At 36.0% G+C, this 20,951-nt stretch carries 21 protein-coding genes; 4 read left to right on the top strand and 17 right to left on the bottom strand.

All coding sequences use genetic code 11. The annotated features are described in order from the left end of the window. Nucleotides 1-17: 17 nt before the first annotated feature. The gene (locus AC0C45_RS06345; protein ID WP_034649889.1) at nucleotides 18-776 is read right to left on the bottom strand and encodes an IclR family transcriptional regulator; all 759 of its coding nucleotides are present in this window, start codon (nucleotides 774-776) and stop codon (nucleotides 18-20) included. A gap of 333 nt (nucleotides 777-1,109) precedes the next feature. Here AC0C45_RS06345 and AC0C45_RS06340 point away from each other — a divergent pair, with 333 nt between their 5' ends. Further along, the gene (locus AC0C45_RS06340; RefSeq protein ID WP_237892733.1) at nucleotides 1,110-1,652 is read left to right on the top strand and encodes a hypothetical protein; all 543 of its coding nucleotides are present in this window, start codon (nucleotides 1,110-1,112) and stop codon (nucleotides 1,650-1,652) included. 38 nt (nucleotides 1,653-1,690) lie between these two features. On the opposite strand, the gene AC0C45_RS06335 is transcribed toward AC0C45_RS06340, so the two are convergent. The 12 genes from AC0C45_RS06335 to AC0C45_RS06280 all read right to left on the bottom strand — a co-directional run bounded on the left by AC0C45_RS06335 (nucleotide 1,691) and on the right by AC0C45_RS06280 (nucleotide 14,515). Next, nucleotides 1,691-2,440, bottom strand: a complete 750-nt coding sequence (locus AC0C45_RS06335; RefSeq protein ID WP_034649887.1) for an ABC transporter permease — start codon at nucleotides 2,438-2,440, stop codon at nucleotides 1,691-1,693. After that, on the bottom strand, nucleotides 2,441-3,202 hold the full coding sequence (locus AC0C45_RS06330) for an ABC transporter ATP-binding protein (protein WP_034649885.1): 762 nt from the start codon (nucleotides 3,200-3,202) through the stop codon (nucleotides 2,441-2,443). A 189-nt stretch (nucleotides 3,203-3,391) separates the two neighbouring features. Then, nucleotides 3,392-3,745: a DUF1048 domain-containing protein gene (locus AC0C45_RS06325; RefSeq protein WP_095378486.1), complete on the bottom strand. Its 354-nt coding sequence runs from the start codon at nucleotides 3,743-3,745 to the stop codon at nucleotides 3,392-3,394. Nucleotides 3,746-3,815: 70 nt separating this feature from the next. After that, on the bottom strand, nucleotides 3,816-4,136 hold the full coding sequence (locus tag AC0C45_RS06320) for a PadR family transcriptional regulator (RefSeq protein WP_028414817.1): 321 nt from the start codon (nucleotides 4,134-4,136) through the stop codon (nucleotides 3,816-3,818). Between the two features lie 537 nt (nucleotides 4,137-4,673). Further along, nucleotides 4,674-5,576: an AEC family transporter gene (locus AC0C45_RS06315; RefSeq protein WP_171776799.1), complete on the bottom strand. Its 903-nt coding sequence runs from the start codon at nucleotides 5,574-5,576 to the stop codon at nucleotides 4,674-4,676. Between the two features lie 91 nt (nucleotides 5,577-5,667). Continuing rightward, nucleotides 5,668-7,101, bottom strand: coding sequence for an aldehyde dehydrogenase family protein (locus tag AC0C45_RS06310; RefSeq protein WP_028414822.1), 1,434 nt, complete (start codon nucleotides 7,099-7,101; stop codon nucleotides 5,668-5,670). Nucleotides 7,102-7,131: 30 nt separating this feature from the next. Next, on the bottom strand, nucleotides 7,132-7,866 hold the full coding sequence (locus tag AC0C45_RS06305) for a GntR family transcriptional regulator (protein ID WP_047933471.1): 735 nt from the start codon (nucleotides 7,864-7,866) through the stop codon (nucleotides 7,132-7,134). Nucleotides 7,867-7,950: 84 nt separating this feature from the next. Next, nucleotides 7,951-9,291, bottom strand: coding sequence for a sulfoquinovose isomerase (gene sftI, locus AC0C45_RS06300; protein ID WP_016766292.1), 1,341 nt, complete (start codon nucleotides 9,289-9,291; stop codon nucleotides 7,951-7,953). Nucleotides 9,292-9,419: 128 nt separating this feature from the next. Beyond that, nucleotides 9,420-11,459, bottom strand: coding sequence for an alpha-glucosidase (locus tag AC0C45_RS06295; protein ID WP_171776798.1), 2,040 nt, complete (start codon nucleotides 11,457-11,459; stop codon nucleotides 9,420-9,422). A 56-nt stretch (nucleotides 11,460-11,515) separates the two neighbouring features. Continuing rightward, nucleotides 11,516-12,187, bottom strand: a complete 672-nt coding sequence (locus tag AC0C45_RS06290) for a DUF4867 family protein (RefSeq protein ID WP_472927969.1) — start codon at nucleotides 12,185-12,187, stop codon at nucleotides 11,516-11,518. A gap of 87 nt (nucleotides 12,188-12,274) precedes the next feature. Further along, nucleotides 12,275-12,955 carry a transaldolase family protein gene (locus tag AC0C45_RS06285; protein WP_047933465.1) on the bottom strand — a complete coding sequence of 227 codons (681 nt, stop codon included), beginning with the start codon at nucleotides 12,953-12,955 and terminating at the stop codon, nucleotides 12,275-12,277. A gap of 162 nt (nucleotides 12,956-13,117) precedes the next feature. Then, nucleotides 13,118-14,515 (bottom strand): glycoside-pentoside-hexuronide (GPH):cation symporter, encoded by a 1,398-nt coding sequence (locus AC0C45_RS06280; protein WP_028414827.1) that lies wholly within the window; start codon nucleotides 14,513-14,515, stop codon nucleotides 13,118-13,120. A 609-nt stretch (nucleotides 14,516-15,124) separates the two neighbouring features. On the opposite strand from AC0C45_RS06280, the gene AC0C45_RS06275 reads away from it, so the two are divergent. Continuing rightward, nucleotides 15,125-15,997 carry an AraC family transcriptional regulator gene (locus AC0C45_RS06275; protein ID WP_047933460.1) on the top strand — a complete coding sequence of 291 codons (873 nt, stop codon included), beginning with the start codon at nucleotides 15,125-15,127 and terminating at the stop codon, nucleotides 15,995-15,997. 562 nt (nucleotides 15,998-16,559) lie between these two features. Here the strand turns inward: AC0C45_RS06275 and AC0C45_RS06270 are convergent. Both AC0C45_RS06270 and AC0C45_RS06265 read right to left on the bottom strand, forming a co-directional pair. Further along, on the bottom strand, nucleotides 16,560-17,291 hold the full coding sequence (locus AC0C45_RS06270) for a DUF418 domain-containing protein (RefSeq protein WP_472927968.1): 732 nt from the start codon (nucleotides 17,289-17,291) through the stop codon (nucleotides 16,560-16,562). Nucleotides 17,292-17,513: 222 nt separating this feature from the next. Next, nucleotides 17,514-17,726, bottom strand: coding sequence for a hypothetical protein (locus AC0C45_RS06265; protein WP_016766300.1), 213 nt, complete (start codon nucleotides 17,724-17,726; stop codon nucleotides 17,514-17,516). Nucleotides 17,727-18,429: 703 nt separating this feature from the next. On the opposite strand from AC0C45_RS06265, the gene AC0C45_RS06260 reads away from it, so the two are divergent. Next, entirely contained in the window at nucleotides 18,430-18,834 is a 405-nt protein-coding gene (locus tag AC0C45_RS06260; RefSeq protein ID WP_257061719.1) for a hypothetical protein, read from the top strand. Nucleotides 18,835-19,400: 566 nt separating this feature from the next. Further along, nucleotides 19,401-19,955, top strand: a complete 555-nt coding sequence (gene lepB, locus AC0C45_RS06255) for a signal peptidase I (RefSeq protein ID WP_016766303.1) — start codon at nucleotides 19,401-19,403, stop codon at nucleotides 19,953-19,955. A gap of 319 nt (nucleotides 19,956-20,274) precedes the next feature. Here the strand turns inward: lepB and AC0C45_RS06250 are convergent, their stop codons facing one another. Beyond that, nucleotides 20,275-20,559 (bottom strand): hypothetical protein, encoded by a 285-nt coding sequence (locus AC0C45_RS06250; protein WP_472927967.1) that lies wholly within the window; start codon nucleotides 20,557-20,559, stop codon nucleotides 20,275-20,277. 79 nt (nucleotides 20,560-20,638) lie between these two features. Beyond that, nucleotides 20,639-20,950 carry a carboxymuconolactone decarboxylase family protein gene (locus AC0C45_RS06245; RefSeq protein ID WP_257061715.1) on the bottom strand — a complete coding sequence of 104 codons (312 nt, stop codon included), beginning with the start codon at nucleotides 20,948-20,950 and terminating at the stop codon, nucleotides 20,639-20,641. Nucleotide 20,951 lies beyond the last annotated feature (1 nt).

Below are 20,951 nucleotides of genomic sequence, written 5' to 3'. Positions count from 1 at the left end.
TTTACCCCTCTTTTCATTTATCTCTTCGCCTCTTCATATCCAGCAATAAAAGATATGTTAGTTGCTGTTTGAAGCAGCCTTTCTACAATAAACTCCTTATGCTTCAGCATTCTTTCCTTAGGACCAGCTACACTAATAGCAGCTTGAATGCTTCCCTTTGCTCCAAATACAGGTGCAGCAAGGCAAAACAACCCTTCCTCATTTTCTTCATCATCAATTGCATAGCCCATTTGGATAAAAGAGTCTAGATTGTCATTAAGAACTTTTTTATCTGTAATTGTATAATCCGTAATAGGTAGCAGCTCCGTATGTTCAAGCAGCTGTTCTCGCTGATCTTTAGGAAGAAAAGCTAAAAAGGTTTTTCCTAATCCAGTACAATAGAGCGGCTTTCGGTTACCAGGCTGAGCTGTTGTTCTAATAGAGCGATTATTATCAATCTTAACAACATAGACCAACTCTCCATCTGACAGCAAGGCCATAAACACAGTTTCTTGAACATCCTCCATCAGCTTCTTTAAATACGGTTTTCCTTCTGAAGAAATATCCAACGATTCCATAGCCGCTGCTCCAATTTGAATTAGCTTTGGCCCTAGCTTGTACTTCTTTAATGAGTCCTGATTTAAATACCCTTCATTATGAAGTGTTCCCACAAGATTAAACGTACTGCTTTGTGGAAGCGAAAGTAAATCGCTAACTTCTTTTACTGTTAACCCCTCGGGATGTTGAGCAATCAATTCAAATACCCTTAATACACGTTCTGCTGATTTTACCGACATAAAGAAATCCTCTCTAAATCACATATGTGATTTTAAATTTTATATATGATTTAATGATTTAAATATTATCATAGACAGATCATTAATTCAAAATATTTTTATAAATCCAACAAAATATTTATGACAGAAAATGAAAAACTAGATTTATTGACCTAAAAGCCGTTTTAATTGCTGAAACAGGTATTATATATTAACCTAACTTATTTTTTCACTTCTTCCAAAGCAGCTTTAATAATATTAATTATGACCTGGAATGGGTTAACATGAAGAATTTTCTATGTCGTTAAAGAAACATTGGACGAATTATTTTGGATAGACAAGGAGTGATTTTGAATGAAAAAGATAGTTGATCAGAGGTTCACCTTTTTAAATTTGCAGCATATTAAAATTGCATATATTATTCAAACACTTGGAGTTTTACTTATTCTTGGTCATGATTTCTTAAAAGGTGGATTAGAAAAGATGAAGGCAAATTCACTATGGGTTTTGTTCATTCTATCTAGCGTTGTATACGGCTATTTATCTCTAAGTATTAGCGTAGAACAGGAAAAAGAAATAAAAAGACCTTTTCGCTCTTTTTTGCTGAGTTTATTCGTCCTGTTAGTAATCGGTTCAATTACTGCCTATTTAACATCTGTGACTTCAGGATTTAATTGGAGTAATGGAGTATTATTTGGAGGCATTATTTTTGTATGCGGTCTTATAGCCATGAACTATACGTACCATTTAAGAAAAAACAACAAAATGAATGGGAAGATGATGAATAAAAGAAGACCTTGTTCAAGGTCTTCTTTATTTCTACGGATAATTCACATTACGATAACTAGAAGTAACCCTATTTTATGCTATCAATACTTCACATTAAAATTTAGATGATTCCATATACCTTGGGTAGCTTGCTCAGTTTATAAAATTCACCCTAATTTGCGTTTGAATCCTTTACTAGCTAAAAAGTAAGCGATGACCATGATACCTAGGCACCAGGCGAGGGCACTCCAGATATCGTTGCCAACTGATCCTTCATACAAGAGTGCACGAATTGTATTCACGATTGAAGTCACGGGCTGGTTCTCAGCGAATGCACGAACAGCTTTAGGCATCGTTTCAGTGGGAACAAAGGCGGAACTAATAAAAGGCAGGAAGATTAGCGGGTACGAGTAGCCTGTGGCTCCTTCCATAGATTTTGCTGTCAATCCTGGAATAATGGCCAACCATGTCAGGGCTAGCGTAAACAGCCCGAGTATCCCGGCTACCGCAAACCAATCTAGGATATCAGCGCTGGAGCGGAAACCCATCAAGAGCGCGATGAGGATAACTACTACGATAGTAAGCGCATTGGAAACAAAAGATGTCAACACATGAGCCCATAATACCGAAGAACGTTTGATAGGCATAGTAATGAAACGGGCCATCAGTCCACTTTTCACATCATTAAATAGCCGCACGGAAGTGTAAGCGACGCCGGATGCGATAGCCATCAGCAGGATTCCCGGCAATAAATAATTGACGTAATTGGCTGTTCCTGTATTTATAGCGCCACCAAACACGTAGACAAACAGTAGCATCATCATAATTGGCGTAATTGCCACCGTAATGATCGTATCCGGGCTGCGCATAATATTTCGCATCAAACGTCCTAGTAATACACCTGTATTGTTTTTCATTTATATTTCCTCCTTTTTGCCGATGATTGCGAGGAAGATTTCCTCCAATGTTGGCTGTTTCTCAATGTATTCCACTTTTGCTGGCGGGAACATCTCTTTAAGTTCGGTAAGGGTACCGGTTTTGATGATTTTTCCGCCATGTAGGATGGCTATCCGATCTGCCAGTTGTTCAGCTTCCTCCAGGTACTGAGTCGTGAGCAAGATGGTCGTACCATCGCCAGCAAGCTCTTTGATGGTGTTCCAGACTTCAATCCTGGCTTCCGGATCAAGTCCGGTCGTCGGTTCGTCGAGAAAAATAACCGCTGGCCTGCCAATCAGACTCATAGCTATATCAAGTCGGCGCTTCATTCCACCGGAATATTGATCCGCCCGGCGATTGGCTGCATCGGTCAAGCTGAATCTTGCAAGAAGATTGTCAGCTACTTCATTAGGATTAGATACCCCTCGCAATTTGGCGATCATTATCAGGTTTTCCTTCCCAGTAAGCATGCCGTCTAACGCTGCGAACTGCCCCGTTAGGCTGATGTTCTGGCGGACGTCAGCCGGTTGACGTTGGACGTCAAATTCGCAAATACTTACTTCGCCGCTATCAGCCTTCATCAGTGTTGAAAGAATGTTAACTGTCGTCGTCTTGCCTGCTCCATTTGAACCCAGCAGTGCAAAAATTTCACCGCGCTGCACCTCAATATTCACCCCTTTTAAAACTTCTTTGTCTTTAAAAGACTTTTTTAACTCTTTTACAAAAATCGCTGTATTTCTCATACGTTTTTCCTCCTTTTAAAAAGCTCCACAAGCGGGTTCGCTAGAACTGTCATGATGTAACTAAGCTGAGCGTCTCGTAGAGCTAGTTTTTTTATACTCTACTATTAAGTCTGACTTATATTCTGTATTACTTAGTACTGAGTTTAAAAAATGACCGAATAGCGAAAGCAACTAGCTATTCAGTCGATGTTATTGATTAAATTTATTTTTTCCTAATCGTTCCTTAATACTCTGATTCAAATCTTCACGATACTTAACCATATAAGTTTTAGCATTTGCCACTAATTCGTCAGCAAAGGAAGCCACATCGTCTCCCGTAATTTCGAGCACCTGTCTACCTTCTGCAGCACCTGCTTCGAATAAATCAATTAATTCATACTGTATGTGTAGCATATCCATTCCATTGCCCGATGAGAAATTCCACATGTAGTTTTGAATTTTTTTAAATACAAACTGATAGTCCTCTGGCAAGGCTTCAACCCGTGCCATCATCATTTTATACTCTTTTTTATCACCAATCATTTTTTTGAATATTTCCAGCATGTCATTTTTCCTCCTTTTTATAAAACTTCATAAGATGCTTTAAAACTATCCGACGGTCTATCTTATGAAGTTAGTTTGACTTCAAGACGTTGATTTTTGATGATACAAAATCCCACCTTTTCCAAAACAGCTCAAGCTCCTTGTAGCCTGCCTCATTAAGCGAATAAAATTTGCGGGGTGGGCCCATATCTGATGGTTTTTTTTCTATATTCACAAGTTTTTTCTTTTCTAATCGTACGAGAATAGTGTAGACCGTCCCTTCCACGACCTCGATAAATCCAAGCTCGTTCAGACGGCGTGTAATCTCATAGCCATAGGTTTCATGCCGGCTGATAATTTCTAACACACAGCCTTCCAGCGAACCCTTCAGCATTTCAGTTAAATTTTCGATCTTCAGAACCTCCTCTATATCGTCTGACTTATATTCTGTATCACTTAGTACCAAGCCAATTTTCACTTAATAACTTTTAAAAATTAAGCTATTAAGTAATACTTAGTATATGTAGATTGTATTACTTAGTACCGGGCATTTCAACTATTTTTTAAAATATTTTCAAATGTATAGATATATTCAGGGATAATACTAAGCAAAAAAACTTATTAAAAGAATTCCATAAATCCTTTTAATAAGTTTTTTTCTTTACAGATGTACAGATGCTTTTACAGTTTTTCCGTATAACCCCTTGAATTTCGAATTAAAAAAGATATCCCTGTCAGTAAACAATTAAGAAACAAATATTTCGTCAGGTAGTGTTGAAAGCTATAGGTGAAGTAGAAGTATAAGAAGAACACAAAGCTAAAATAGAAAATAAATTTTAAATATTTTTTTAAAACAGTGTTATGAGGAGAATTCACGTTGACTACTCCTTTTAAAGTCATATAATAAAATTATTTTTCAACCTATATTCGAACGTGTTTCTGTGTCATTTTATAAAACAATTAGAAAAATGATAGGTAATGTAGCAAGGCTTAGAGAGGTACTAATTAACGTTGCGCTTGATACAAACTCCGGCTCTGTATTAAATTGCAGCGCGTACATAGTTGTATTCGCAGCTGTGGGCATAGCAGCCATAATAATCATAATTTGTTTCACCATCTCATCCACCGGTAACAGAAGTGTTAGTATATAAGCGATAAATGGTGAGATTACAAGCTTGATAGCTAATGACCATGAAACTTTTGCTTTGGCTAAATTTCTAATTGATATTTTAGCTAGCTGCATGCCCAGTACGATCATGATGGTAGGAATAGCTGCACCCGCTACTAAATCAACCGCTTCTTTTACAGAGTTGCTTAATGGAATATGAAGAAACTGAAATATAGCTCCTAAAAGTCCCCCATACACAATGGGTATTCGTCGAACTGCGTCAATGGCTGATTTTATACCATTTCCTTGTGGACTCCCTTTAGCGGCATAATAAACTCCAACTGTACACATGACCAGTTGCTGTATCACCATTAGAATGATGGCAGAGTCTAAGCCTGTAACGCCGAAAAGTAATAAAACAACAGGTGTACCGTAGTTTCCATTATTCATAAATGAGGACGCTAATATCATTCCACAGGTTTCTGAAGTAGAATATCGCTGAAAATAAGCAATAATATAGACGACAACAATTAATGCAAAGCAAAGTGCAAATGTGTATAACGTAAGATATAAGTAATCAATCGTAAATTTGGTTGTGTAAAATGTTTTGAACACTAGAACTGGAGACATCAAATAAAGTGCCATTGTTGAAATCGTTTTTGTATCAAATCCTATTTTCTTTTGTCCAATAAATCCAAGTGCAAAAATCCCGAAAATAGGAAGAAGGATTGTTAGGAACTCCATATTTGTTCACCTTCGTCATTTTTTCTTTGTTATTTTCCAAATGAAAGACCTAGAAAATTAAAAATCTAGGTCTTTCATTTAAACTAATAAATTATAAATTTAGAACAATGATACGTTCTTCCGTCATTTCTTCAATTGCATATTTCGGCCCTTCTTTTCCGTTACCGCTCTTTTTCACACCGCCATATGGCATGTGATCGACACGATACGCCGAAGCATCATTTACAATTAATCCGCCTACTTCGATTTCACGAGCTGCCTTCATAGCAAACTGTAAGTCGTTCGTAAAAAGGCCTGCCTGTAACCCATAGTCAGAATCATTTACTTTTGAAATCACTTCATCAATCTCATCATATTGAGCAATAGCTACTACTGGCCCGAATACTTCTTGACGACAAACTTTCATCTCATCATTTACATTAGTCAAAATTGTAGGAAGATAAAAAGCACCGTCACGCTTTCCTCCTAGTTCAATTTTTGCCCCTTCTTCCACCGCTTCTTTTACCCATTCTTCCACTCGCTCTGCTTCTTTAAGACGAATCATAGGTCCAATATCGGTTTGCTCATCCATTGGATTACCGACTACTAACTTTTCTGTTTTTTCTTTTAGCTTATTAACAAAAGCAGTATAAATATTCGTATGAACATAAATTCGTTGAACGGAAATGCAAACCTGTCCTGCATTATTAAAGCTTTTTTGAGAAATTAAAGATGCAGCTTTTTCTAAATCAGCGTCTTTATGTACGACAGTAGCCGAATTATTTCCTAGTTCAAGTGAAACTTTACGTAAACCTGCCTTAGATCGGATAAGTTCTCCTACTCTTGGGCTTCCTGTGAACGTAAACATATTAACATCCTGATTTTCTAATAACCATTCACCAATTTCTGCTCCATCTCCAGTCAATACTTGAAGGCGCCCTTTTGGCAGGCCTGCTTCTTCCATTAATTCAGCTAGCTTGAGCGCACAAATTGGAGTGACTTCAGCAGGCTTTAATACTACACTATTCCCAGCTGCGATTGCCGGTCCAAGTTTATGACAAACTAGATTGATAGGTACATTAAACGGTGTGATAGCTGCAACAACTCCAACCGGGACTTTTACTGTAAAAGCCATACGATTCTCCGAGCCTTGAGCCGATTCAACAGGCACACCTTCTCCATGAATACGTTTTGCCTCTTCCGCTGAAATTTGTAAAGTTGTAGCTGCGCGCTCAACTTCTCCGCGAGATTCACGAATAGACTTTCCAACTTCAGTAGCCAAAATTTCAGCAAATTCTTCTTGGCGGCTTAGTAATAACTCAGCTGCCTTCATTAATACCTCGTAGCGTTCATATGGTGAAAAAGTGTTTTTTAAAGCCTCTTTCGCGCTGGCCACAGCTTTATTTACATCATCTTTTGTAGCTACTGAGATTTCAGCTGCAGGCTGCTGTGTATATTTATTTAAGACTTCCATTTTTTCTGCTGTTGTTTCCCATTCCCCATTTACATATAAACCATATTGTTTGACTTGAGTTAAACTTGTCATTATCTCCACATCCCCAATTGTATTAGCGTTTTATCTTGTAAGCTCAATATTGTAATGATATTTATCACTGCGATATTTTGTTACCGTAAATTCAAGTGGCTTATCATCAAAACCGTAACTTACTCTTGTCATTTCAAGTAAAGCTTCTCCGCCTCGTATGCCTAACAGATCGGCTTCATAAATCGTTGCATTAATCGCAGATATCTTCTCTTTAGCTCGTTTTAAGAAGATTTCATTCTCTTCTAGCACTTCATAAAATTTTGCACGATTTAAATCTTGTTCAACTAGTATTTTCCCAATATGCAGAGGCCAGCAAGAACGTTCAATGGCAATAGGCACCTCATCGGCAAAACGAATTCGTTCAATAACTAAAACCTCTTCTCCAGCATCCAATTCCATCATGGAAGTTTCATAATATAAATCTTTTTTAAAATCAGTACGAATGAGTTTTGAATTCGGTGTTAATCCTTTTTCCGCCACTTCTTCTGCTAGTCCTTTAAGCTTGCCTAAGCTGCCGCCAATAAGCGGCTGAGGTTTTACAATTGTTCCTCTGCCTTGTTTTTTTTCCAGCAGTCCATCCTGTACTAGCATAGAAATAGCTTGTCTTAAGGTAGTACGGCTTACATCAAATTCTTGCATTAATTCTTGTTCTGTTGGAATTAACGTATTCGGCTTCCAAACTTTCTCTTGTATACGTTTAATTAAGACATCTTTTACTTGAAGATAAAGCGCGATATTTTTATTAGAACCTATTGTATCTTTCATGTTCTCAAACTCCTTTTAAGTTAGCGTTTGGTATTATTATATAGTATTGGCTAACTTTTACTGTAGCAGAGAAGTACGATTTTCTTAGATATAGACTTTTGTTTCTAGATTAAGCATACGGCCTAGTTCAATTAGATGTTCTGTCACATCACCATACACTAGTGCAAAGTGAGGTTCATACCCCGCGTGCATAAGTTCATAAAGTGTGTCTGATGCATTTGTCGCCAGTTCCACTTCTACAGATGTACCTGTAAAAGGCTGCTCTACATCTAAGGCATCTCCTTTCATCACTAGAAGGCGATACCCATCAGGCGTATGACTTACCCTGAAGATCGTTACTTCTCCTGCTTTTAATCCAAAATCCATCGCAAAACCGATTTTTCTGTTAGGATGTACCCCTGCTGTTGCTCCAGTAGAAGGGTTGGCAAGCGAATATGCTCCTGCACCGCAGTGCCAAAAAACAACTGAGTTTTTTTCTTCGTCTATGTGAACTAAATCCCCTAGGTAAGGTGCATTTCCGCCTGCTAACTCACGCAGGATAAACATGGAGATTGATCCGTGAATATCCGACTCACAGGATGTCACCATTCCGTCTTCCGTAAACTGAGATAGAGTTGAGCACGGAGCAGCTCCTAAATCATTAAAGAAATCGGGCCAGCACCGCATAGCTAATGCATCTAACTCTTCACGTTGAATGTGCTTTTTAATATATGTGGAAAATTGAGCGAATTTAGTAACGGTTTCATCGTTTCGATTTAGACCAATCACCTGCTTTTCTGCCCGCTCAACTTCACCTATCCATTCGTGTTCTGGAAGCTTTACGCACTCTTTAAACGCTTCTTGTAAATCCATCTTATGAAGCGTTACGCCAAGTGCGCTTTTTAATTCTTCTTCGTTAGCTTGTGAAAAGAAGAATCCCGGCGGATAATCTCCCACTACCCCAATTTTTAATTCATTTAATGCTTTTAACACGCGCATAACGTTAATTTGTCTTAATAGACGATCCTGCAACGCTTTCTCATCTGGATTTCCAAATACAAACGCAAACGGATGCTGATGATTACGCAGCACATTACTGGTGCTATTTCCGCCTGTTAGCGAGTTTAAACGTAAACGTCCCCCTACACTTGGCTCACGTACGGACCAAACAATTACAGGTTGTTTAAAATACTCCAATATCTTAACCATAAATTCACCGTCGGCAAACGTAACGCTTTGATATAAGACGGTATCAATCTTATCCCCTTTAATTGAATCAAGAAACCCCTGTAGTTCTTCAACTGAAGTTATAATTTGCTCCGGCGCGATAAGAGTACTACAGTTACCTTTCAGCCACTCCATACTTTTTTGACGATACATTTCAGCTGCTTCAATATCAAATGTTTTTCTACCTATAGGCACATATAAAACTGTTGTATTTTGCATATAGAGTTCCCCTTGTCATAAAACTATTTGTTATAACCATTTTAAAATACATCATTACCTTTATCAACACTATTTTTCCGTTTGAATTTTTCCGTTTGACTACATTTCTTATATAAATAGCTCTTAAATTAGATGTGAATTAGTTTAGAAAACAACTCACTCCATATAGATTTTTTACGGTAAAATACAGGTGGATAACCTAATGGCGCTTGAACAGTAACCGATCCTCCTGTGTGCTCTTCACCGCTCCATACATGGACCCACTGATCTTCTGGTAAATATACTTCCCACTCTGTTTGGTTTTCTTGATGAACCGGCGCAACAAGTACATCTTCACCAAATAAATATTGGTATTGAATATCATATGTTTTTTCGTCTTCTTCATAGTGCATAAACAAAGGTCGCTGAACAGGAATTCCACGTCGCGCATTTTCTTCTACAAGCGATTTAATATAAGGTGCCATCGTTACATAAACATTAGACATCCTTGCTAAATGCTCTAGTGTCTCCTCATCACCGTCAAACTGGAAACAATCATCCGGACGGTTTCCTTCGTGTGTTCTCATCATAGGCGTGAAGGCTCCCATTTCTGCCCATCTCATCAGCAGCTCTTTTGAACGTTTATTACCATGTAGACTTGTGTACCCTCCAATATCACTATGGTGTAAGCCACAGCCACTCATTCCAGATGATAAAGCTGCAGGAATAACGGAAGCCAAACCATCATCCAGCGACCAATCTACGCTTTGATCTCCGCCCCAAAGAAGCGTACAGTATTTTTGTATGCCCGTATATCCGGCACGCATAAAGTATACAATTTCACCAAGTTTCCCTGCCTCTGATACCGCTTCATAGTTCGCTTTTGCCCACATTGTCGGCCAGGCATTATGCATAATCTTAGCGTCGACTTCATTTTTGAGCACAACGTCAGTTGGTAAGTATTCGCCAAAATCGGCCATCCATCCGTCTAATCCAAAGTCAATCATGTTCTCTTTAATAACTTGTTTATACCATTCGGTAGCCTCTTCGTTGGTAAAATCAACAACTCCGCAATAAAATTCACCGAAATCCACTAAATACGTATTTCCTTCCGTATTTAATGCTAAGTATCCTTTATCTTCAGCTTCCTTATATAAATCACCTTCAATGGCTACATATGGATTAATGTAACCTAGAAAACGAATATCATTTTCTTTCCACTCTGCAATTTTTTTATCTAGCTCCGGGTATTCATTCTCGTTCCATTTCCAATTCCACATTAAACGTTTACCAAAAGAAGTAATACGTTTGCCCTGCCAATCTTGGCACCATACTCCAGATACTTTCATACCTTTTGCTAAAACTTTTTCTAATTTTTGTTCAACAACATCTGTACCACCTTGAATACCTAAAACCACGCCGTTATATACCCAGTCTGGTAGCTCGGGCTGTCTTCCGAATAAACCCGTAATCTTTTCAACTAATTCAAGGTACGTATCCGCCGTTTCAAACAGCATATATTCAGGTACTTCCCAAACCTGCAGTTCATGGAACGCCTCATTACGAAAATCAAAGTCCGCGTATGCCGTTGTTTCTACGTGACAATAGTACTTTTTACTAGATACATATGTAGGCTGAGGAAAGTTGGTATTATAGTAATCTCCTCCAGCCTTATCAATTACATCAGCTTGCCATGTTACATATGTTTGTTTATTTCTTCCTACACCCGGCTCAGATGTCCATAAAGGAAAGTTTTTTCCTCTCATATTAAAATGAGAAAGTTGTTCTCCGCATCCATAGACTTTTTCCTGTTCATCTGCAGCTACTCGTAGCCAAAAGCGATTAATGTTCGCATCGTGTTTTTGATATTCTACTTTTAGGCGGTTCTCTTCTTCCTTAACTATAAGAGACAGCATATGATCTCCATTTTTATAGTTGGAGAAATCTATTTTATATGCCCCTTTTACTTCTTCAACAGTTGCGTAGCGAAGAGCTGTACGTTCAGTCACGTAATCTTTAATATCAAAGTTCCCTCTATACATTTCAATCGTTTCTTCTCCATAACCAACAAACAACATTGGCTTTTGTATTGTATGCTGAAGCAGAACTACACCGTTAAGAGCAACTTCAAATCCATCTTGTAAGATCTCCACATTGACTCCTTTAGTTACGTTTAAGGTACCTGACATTTTTCTCTCTCCCATCAATTAATAGAGCTTAGTCTTTTGTCTAACATTCATGCGCTCTATTGATAAACTTTAATATTTTCTCCTTTTATACCTGGGTGTGCACCTTTATTGATTAATTGCTCTCTTTCAGGATGAGCAATTAACCATTTATTTTTCATAAACAATAATTCATCTTCTTTTGTTCTTTTTTGAATATTAGTTGACAACGGATCATTTGTTCCTTTAGGTAAAATGACGATTGTTTTAAATCCTTCGTTATTTACCTTGCAAGGAGCAAAATGTAATGTCGTACTATACAATTCAACTGCTGTTCCTTCAGGTACAAGGAAAGCGATTACATCACTTGAATTAAAAAAGTTATTTTCAACTCCCTGTACCTTACCTAATAAAAGAACCATATCCGTTATAGCGATATTAATTTCACTGCTTTTATGATACTCAAGACCATTTAAGGTTGAATTAGGACCATTACAATATCCAATTTGAATAGGCATCTCACCATAAAAAGCTTCTTGAAGCTGATCTTTAATAATGGTGTTTTCCATCTCAGTAACGGATGCTACGTATACATTCTGATCTTGAGGAATAGTTAAACTATCCATATATGTTTCTAGTTCACTGAAATCGTATTCATTAATTACCTTTCCATAAGGCTTAAATTTGCTGTCCTCTATATGATAAAAAGGTACATGTTTATTTAAGTCTTTCATGTATTGAAAGCTGCTCAACGTTTTCTTCTCTCCTTTTGCTATATAAAAAGCCCCTCCAAGAAGATAATAAGATTCTAAGAGGCGCCTTTTATAAAATACATATGTTTATTTTAAGACAGGAGCTTCTGTGACTGTATTATCCCAAGCGTTGCGGAATTTGTTTAAACCATAGTCTGTGAACGCATGCTGGAAGCTTTCTTTATATACATCAAATCCGCAAGTCACAATATGCGCACCAGCTTTTGCCGCATCTACAATTTGTTTACCATTACGTAAAGCAGCAACAATGATTTCTGTGTTGTAATCGTAGTTTTTATAGATATTCACAATATCCTGAATGTATTGAGTTGTATCGTCCCCGCTATTTTCTTTCCAGCCGACAAATGGAGATACAAATTTAGCTCCAATTCTTGCAGGCTGAAGTGCTTGTGATGGCGAGAAGACAAGAGTGACGTTAGTAGAAATACCTTCTTTTTCAAATTCCTTTGCTGCAATTAAACCAGGCTCTGTGCATGGAATTTTAATAACAAAGTTTGACGATAATTTAGAAATCTTTGTCCCTTCTTCTACCATATCTTTAGCATTATCTAAATGAGGATTGATTTCCACTGAAATTGGGAAATTTTCGACTCCTTTAAACTCACTTGCAAATTCATCTAGAACCGTTAAAAATGGTTTACCGCTGTTCATAATGTGGCGAGGGTTTGTTGTAACTCCATCAATTGCCCAGTTTTCATACGCGTAACGAATTTCCTCTAAAATTGCACTATCTAAAAAATACTTCATCTTTATACCTCCAGTTAAGTGACTATTACCTTAAAAGATAATAACCTTTATATAATTTGTAATAACCTTTGTATTTATAATATGAAAACGCCACCAATATTTCAAGTACTTTTTGCTAGATTATTAAATTAATTTTGTATTTCGTCCATTTTACCTATCATCTTACATTGGTATTCTATTTTTACTTTTAGCAAGATCCGCTACGATTTTATTGTATTTTTCATCTGAAAGTTTATAAAAGAAAAACATGACAATAATCGTTGCAATGGCTAATGCACTTGGATAAATAAACATTAACCCTCTGATTCCCTCCAGTACATTTGCACTTTGCACCGCGTTTGGAACGTAACCCACAACTCCTAACACAACGCCAGGAATAAAACCTGCAAGCGCTTGAGAAAGTTTACGGAAGAACGTAAAGAAAGAATACACAACACCTTCAGATCGATTTCCAGTCTTCCATTCGCCATACTCTACAGCATCAGAAACTAATGCCCAGTTCAAACTGTTTACAAATGAGCTTCCGAAGAAAGCAAAGCAAGCTAATGTAATAAAAATCACTGCGTTATCTGCAAAAACATAAGCTAAAATATCTCCTACAGCCCAAATTGCGCACCCTAATATGTACGTAGATTTCTTTCCAATTTTTTTAACCATGAAAGGAACCATTGCTACGCCGATAAATACACAGCCGATACTAAAAAAGCCCATATAAGGAACGATTGCTACATTTTTTAAAACGTACTGACAAAAATAGACTTGTACAGCAAGCTTGACGTTAAAAGCTGAAAAGGTAAATAAATTAACTAAACAAAGAATGAGTAAAGGCGTATTCTTAAAAAGCCCTTTATAGCTGTCAGTCAGCTTTACATTTGTATTTTGGGGTTTTTCATACACATATCTTTCTTTTACATTGGCATAACAATAGACTTGTAATAAAACGCCCAAAAATGCAAAAATAGATACAGCCACTAAATAACCAGTAGATTGATTGTTAAACATTAAGACAATCGGCATAAACCCTACAGTTGTAATAAGAAGGCCTAAATTTGAGCCTGCTTGTCTAAATGATGCCATTTCTGCTCGTTCAACGGGATCTTTTGTCATCGCAGGTACCATTGATCCATAAGGAATATTTGAAATGCTATAAATCGTTCCAAATGCCATATACGTTACATATGCCCATATAATCTTTCCGGTTATTGAAAAATCGGGATTAGTAAAGCTGACTATCGTTATCAAAGCAAGCGGTATTGCAGCATAGAGAAAGAATGGTCTAAATTTGCCTTTAGGACCTATCTTCTTTCGATTATCAATCCAAGTACCTACTGTAATATCAGCGAACGCATCCCATATTTTTGTAATTAAAAATACTAAACCTGCTGTTGCAGAAGGCAAGCCTAACGCGTCGGTATAAAACTTCAGCAAATAAATTTGACCCAAGTCTAACATAAAGTTATTTCCTACATCTCCCAATCCATAAGCAACCTTCTCTTTAAGTCTTAGTTTCTTAGGCGTATTAATTGAATGTTCTACATTTTGAACCAATGGCTGTTCCATAAGTCCTCCCCCTTTGATTAACACATTTTAAGACTTCACATTAAAGATAAATCACACAGAAGATTACAATTTTGATAGACTTCAAAACTTATAATCTCCTCTAGGCCGATACTAAAATCACCTCCTCCTCCATAACATCACAATGTTTTTAAAAAAGTTACTACCTTTTTATTTATAATATGAAAACGCATACAAATTATCAAGTGTTTTTTTATTTTATTTTTTAAAAAGAGGAACAATAATTCTAAAAATTCTATAGCTGTTCCTTGGAGAATAAGGCTACCCTATCCTTATAAACTCCTCGTTAACAATTTTGAGCGACAGGTAGAGAGTGTTTCAAAATCTACCTTTGGGCTATTCGAGAAAGAGAAAAAACTCGTTATATCGAGGATGGATAAAGAGCTGTATAAAACGGAAATTGTAGCTTCATTGAACCCCTTGCCTACCAAGGATTTTTTGGGGGTGTGTGCCGCAAAGAATGATTTATGTGTACTAGTTTTGGATATCATATATAGCTTAGAATAGAGAAAAAACCTACATAATTGTGCATAAAATGTCGGATAGCATTGTTTGAATCCTGCTATTCTGACAATAAGGGAGGTCATAAAAATGGATTTGCTTAAAAATATGAACAGAGCTTTGCATTATATTGAAGAGAATCTAACTAACGATATAAATTTTAGAGAAGTAGTAAAGCTAGCTCTTTGCTCGGAGTATCACTTTAAGAGAATGTTTTCTTTTCTTGCAGGTATTACTTTGTCAGAATACATTCGCAGAAGAAGACTTACTCTTGCAGCATTCGAACTTAAAGATAAGAACGTGAAGGTTATTGATATTGCGATTAAATACAGATACAACTCACCGGATTCTTTTGCACGAGCTTTTCAAAACTTACATGGTATAAGCCCTTCAGAAGCCAAAAAGGTTGGCCGTTCACTTAAGGCTTATCCACCCATGACCTTCCAGCTATCGATTAAAGGAGGAGATGAAATGAACTATCGAATTGAAGAAAAAGAGGCATTTCGTATAGTCGGCATTAAAGAAAGAGTTCCTATAATTTTTCACGGAGTTAACCCAAAGATTGCTGCTATGTGGGAAAGTTTACAGGATGAAACAATAGATAAACTAAAAAAACTTTCTAATGTTAAACCATTAGGGCTGCTTAGTGCGTCTGTAAATTTTTCTGAAGGACGAATGGAGGAAAAGGGGGAGCTTGATCATTACATCGGGGTAGCAACAACCAAGAATTGCCCCCATAATTTAATAAAGCTTGAAGTACCTGCTTTGACATGGGCTGTATTTGAAGCCGTTGGGCCATTTCCTGATACTTTACAAGATGTATGGGGACGGATTTATTCCGAATGGTTTCCATCCTCAAATTACGAACAAGTAGAGGGACCAGAAATTTTATGGAATGAACATAAGGATGTAACCTCATCGACTTTTAAAAGTGAGATTTGGATACCAGTATCAAAAAAATAATGCTGATTCAATAATAAATATTTTAATATAAGAAAAAGGGAGTCCACAAATGTAATCTCCCTTTTTTAAATTTATAGCTTTCTGTAATGCTGGTTATGACAACTATAAACTTACGAAATATAAGTCTTACTAAGCAAATTTTTTATTTATTATTATATTGTTTTATAACTGTAATTATAACTGCCAGTAACAGAACAATTGCGCTATTTATAAGTAAGTAGTATCCAACTTGTAAACCATAAAATATGGCAAAAGCGTCTCTAATGACCAACAGTGCTAATGTACCGCCTATTGCCCCAAATAAAGCCGCCAGTATCAATATTGTAAAAGCAGCAGCGTATAAACTTTTCTTTTTTTTTGCAGGATATAAATCCAACGATATTTGAAATGATAATAAAGAATCCGATAAGTATTAAGAAAAAGTTAGCCATTTTCTTTAATTCTCCTCTATGGACTATTAATTGGTTAAAATTATCAATATCTAATATAACTTTAACATAACATTCTATGTGAAAGTTTTGCTTCTTATAACATGTTTTATATTCATCAAAAAGAAGCTGACTTACAATTTAAGATCTTTCTTTATATTTTTCTTTATAACTAAACTGGCTAAGCATTTGCGCGCTGATTCCATAGGACCCATTTTAAAATAATGAAGCCACAAAGTAGCAAATAACATTTGAAACAAGCAGATTAGTATCCAAACAAAAATGACGAAGAATGAACGAGGGTGTCCACCCAACCCAGCGCCCCATCCATAAAATAAAATTGAGCTTACAACATTCTGTAACACATAGCAACTTAAAGACATCTTACCTACTTTTTCTAAGACGCTCCATAATAAAAAGTCCTGAAATTTTCCAATTAGGAAACTAATGGCTCCCATGTATCCAAGCGATAAAATAGGGGCAAATATATACCTTACTGGAAAATCAAAGTATCCTCCAGGAACAAATAATAATAGGTTTAGAGGTAGCCCAACTAAAAGTCCCGCCTTCATCATCCTCTTTCTAATATTAATACCATTGGAATTATTGTCAAAAACTCCTATTCTCACTAGTAAAACACCAATTAAAAACATGCATATATTAAATAGAATGACGAAAATTGCTTCTGTGCGCAGCTCCCAAAAATGAAAAAGTCGATACTGCATTTGATTCATCCATGATCTATGTTGATAAAGGTTCACCACTTCTTTTGGGACAGCAACTAGCTCATCTCCTATTGAGTTAGTTAGCACACCTAAGAACACAAGTACTATAAAGAAAAGATGAATCGCTGCTGCACTAATCATTGTTATTCGTATAAATCCAAAAGGTATACTCGCGTCTGCAGAGTACTAATTACAAAAAAAGAAACCCTCGTATTTTCAAGGTTTCTTTTTTAAAAATATTCCACTCTAAGCGACAATTGAAGATGAATTAAAATGCTGTTACTCCGATATAGGATTTTCCGACGTTTTGTAATTCATACAGTAAATAACGTCGTCAAATACGCACTTTTTAAAATCTGATACCTAGCTTTGTTTCTCAGGATCATTTATTTCTCTTTCAATAAGAGCCACTGAAAGCTCAAATGCTTGTATCCGTCTTTTAGCTAAAGTAATTTGAGATTTATATCTACCAGCATTTTCTTTAGCTTCAAACGTTTTTACTGTCTGTCTGAGTTTATGTAAAGTTGAATCGATTTGACGCTTTGCTTCAACTAATTCAGCTACATCAAATTTCATTTAAGTCTCTCCTTTTTATAATTGTTATTGGCAGCCTTCTTATATGAAAAAGCTGGTGCCTCATCTCTCTATAAAGCATATCATCAAGATCTATTCCTTGCTGCTCTATCTCTTATTAAATGACCATACATAAGAGTGAACAAATGCTAGAGTTTAACCCTCCCATTTATCTCCATCCGTAATCCACTTATCATTTTGCAAATCATAGCATGTATCATAATCATGAAAACTAAAATAGGTAGCTAACGTACTACCTTTTCCGTCTGCCTTATTTCGACACTCTACAAACCATTCTACAATGGCTTTTGTTTCACCTTCCTATATTTCCTGTGCGGAAGTTTTATAGAACGCCCAAAATCCATCTTCTTTGTCAACAGGTATACTATACATTTCAATCTCGTCAAACAAGTCGTAGATACCTGAAAAAATACTGCTATTTTCCCCTTTCAATTTATATTGTTATTGTATAAAATGAAATTTTCTTTTCTCTTACTTAAATCTTACGTTTTTCTTAATTTTCTTTTTATAAAAATTAGAATTTTACCCTTTATATTAAATAGAATAATAGTCAAGCTCGAATAAAACCTGATCATCTATAATAAAATTTAAGGAAAAACCTTTTTGATCATACGATGTAAGTTTTCATTAGGTTAATTCTATGAAATGTAATAGATTATTCAGATGGAAAAAGGAGTGAATACAAATGAGTTTAGCCACCTATATAGGTTCGAATGTAGAATTACCTATTAATGACGAACTGGATGATATAGTTACTATTGGAAGTTGCTTTTCAGATGAAATGCATCGATTAAACATAAAGAAACATCATTTTACTACTTCTTATGTTTATGAAGTGTCAAGTGACTGGGGAATTGAAATTACGGAATATATGAATAAAAGCAGACTGAAAGAATCAAAAGAGAAACTACTTGCACTGTGTCAATTGATGGATCACTATCTTAAATCAGGAGATTTTTTTGAATTGTATAGTTGTTGGATAGGAGAAGAAGCTGAAGAGCGAGAAGGAGAACTAACGTTAAACATCAATTATTTTGATATAGATGCTATTAAAATGCCTGAAAAAACATTAGTTAGAATCAAGAAATAAACTTCCCTTATTATGCTAACAATTTTGTCGCATCTATAATCTGAACGCAAAAAAGCTATTTCAATCGTATTGGCATCGGAGTGAAATAGCTTTTTCTACTTTACATTCAAGAGTGTGTTAGATCCTTATGGATATCTTCACATGTGAATTTTATCACAAACTTTTCTGCATGTGAAGATAAAAAGTGAAATTTGTATGACAAGTATCAAAAAAATAAAGAGCAACCTCGTTTGTCAATGACGAGGTTGCTCTTTATAAGGGTTCATTCATACTTATCCGAGTGCGAACGATAGCAGCATTATAACCCTTTTTTATTGTATCCTTATCTTTAGAGCCTTCTGGTCGTCCAATTCCTACTCCACCGCCACTCATAAGTAAGGATTTTTTACTAAATACCAATTCTCCTGTATATGCATAATTATAGTTTCGAATATACTCAGAATTAATTACTTCTTTTCCGTTGTAAATGCTAGCATATATAACTTTCAATTGTTAAATTAAAGGTTTATTTCTATATATTGCGTTATACTTTTAAACATGTATTACGGTTGTAGAGGAGTTTTCAATTGAAACAGAAAGAGATTTTTTCGTGGATTAAATCCATTATTATTGCCTGTATTCTGGCTTTTGTGGTGAGAGAGTACCTATTTACACCTATAGTAGTAGACGGTGAATCGATGATGCCGACTTTAAAAGACAGTGAACATATTATTCTTAATGAAGTAGGTAAAAATAAAGTAAATAATATAAAAAGATTTGATATTATCGTTTTTCATGCTACAAAGGAAAAAGACTATATTAAAAGAGTAATCGGTTTACCTGGTGATCATATAGAATATCGCAATGACACGCTATATATAAACGGTAAAAAATATGAAGAGCCTTATCTAGACCAATATAAAAAAGAAATAGGAACAGGCCCATTAACTGAGGATTTTAAACTTGAAGATTATACAGCCAGCAAAACCGTTCCAAAGGGTCAATTATTTGTCATGGGAGATAATAGAATGTACAGCTTAGATAGCAGATCACCTAAAGTAGGAACAATCTCCGTAGACAAAATCGTAGGAAAAGCCAAATTAGCTTATTGGCCTTTAAAAGAATTTCAATGGATTAAGTAAAATCTTTTAAAGCTCCCTTATGAAAGGGAGCTTTTTCTATTTCTTTGCCAGTCCGTCACATGAAATGAAGCATTGTTGCTTTAAGTCCCACACTAACTGCAGCCCCTGTTTAAATTCACTTTTCCTTATATTTTCTGCGAAAGTGAGAAATAGCTGACGCTCCTGCACCAGCAATCAAAATTGAAAAAATAGTAGATAGCGTATCATTGGCAACAAACGTCTTCACCAAAAATGCAGATAGAAAAATAGCTACAAAACCTATTCCCAAATATGAAAGATGAAAGATTAATAATTGATCACTCCAGCTATAACGTTATCCCTATGTAAAAGGTTTTACAATTAAAAACATGATGAACATAATAACGGCAAATAAAGCCCCCAGAAGAGCAAAGTTAAATGGCCTATGAGTATCTTCATTAGCCTTTACAAACAGCTTGGACCCTCTTGTATACATCACTAATTTTGTACAAAGACTAAACAAAACACCTGCAATGATTGAAGCAATTGCTATTTTTAAGATATGAACTCGCTCCTTTCTAACATACCAGAAGGATATCCATAACCTAACATAAACACCTAAATAATACAAAAATCCAAGAATCATAGGAAGTAGTCTTTCCACCTTCTATGCCGCCACTGGTTAACCGCCCTACCTTATTTTTAAACATAATTTTGATTTGTTATTATTGCTTTGCTACTAAATTTAATGCTGCAGATGCCTTTGGCCACCCCACGTAAAAAGCCATATGGGTTATTAATGCAATAATTTCTTTTTCAGTCACTCCATTCTTTTTTGCCAACTGCAGATGAAAAGGCATTTGTTCGGTGTTGCCAATACTGATTAAAGCGGAAAGTGTACTTAAACTTCTTTCTTTTGAGGTTAAAGTCGGGTCTCTCCACACTTCTCCAAATAAGATATGTTCTCCATATTTCACAAAGTCAGGAGCAAGATCTCTCATTTCTTCCAGCAGCTTAGACTCAATGCGGTTATTCATT

It is taken from the genome of Priestia sp. VA7, assembly GCF_055710015.1.
This window is presented reverse-complemented; position numbering and strand designations above follow the sequence as displayed.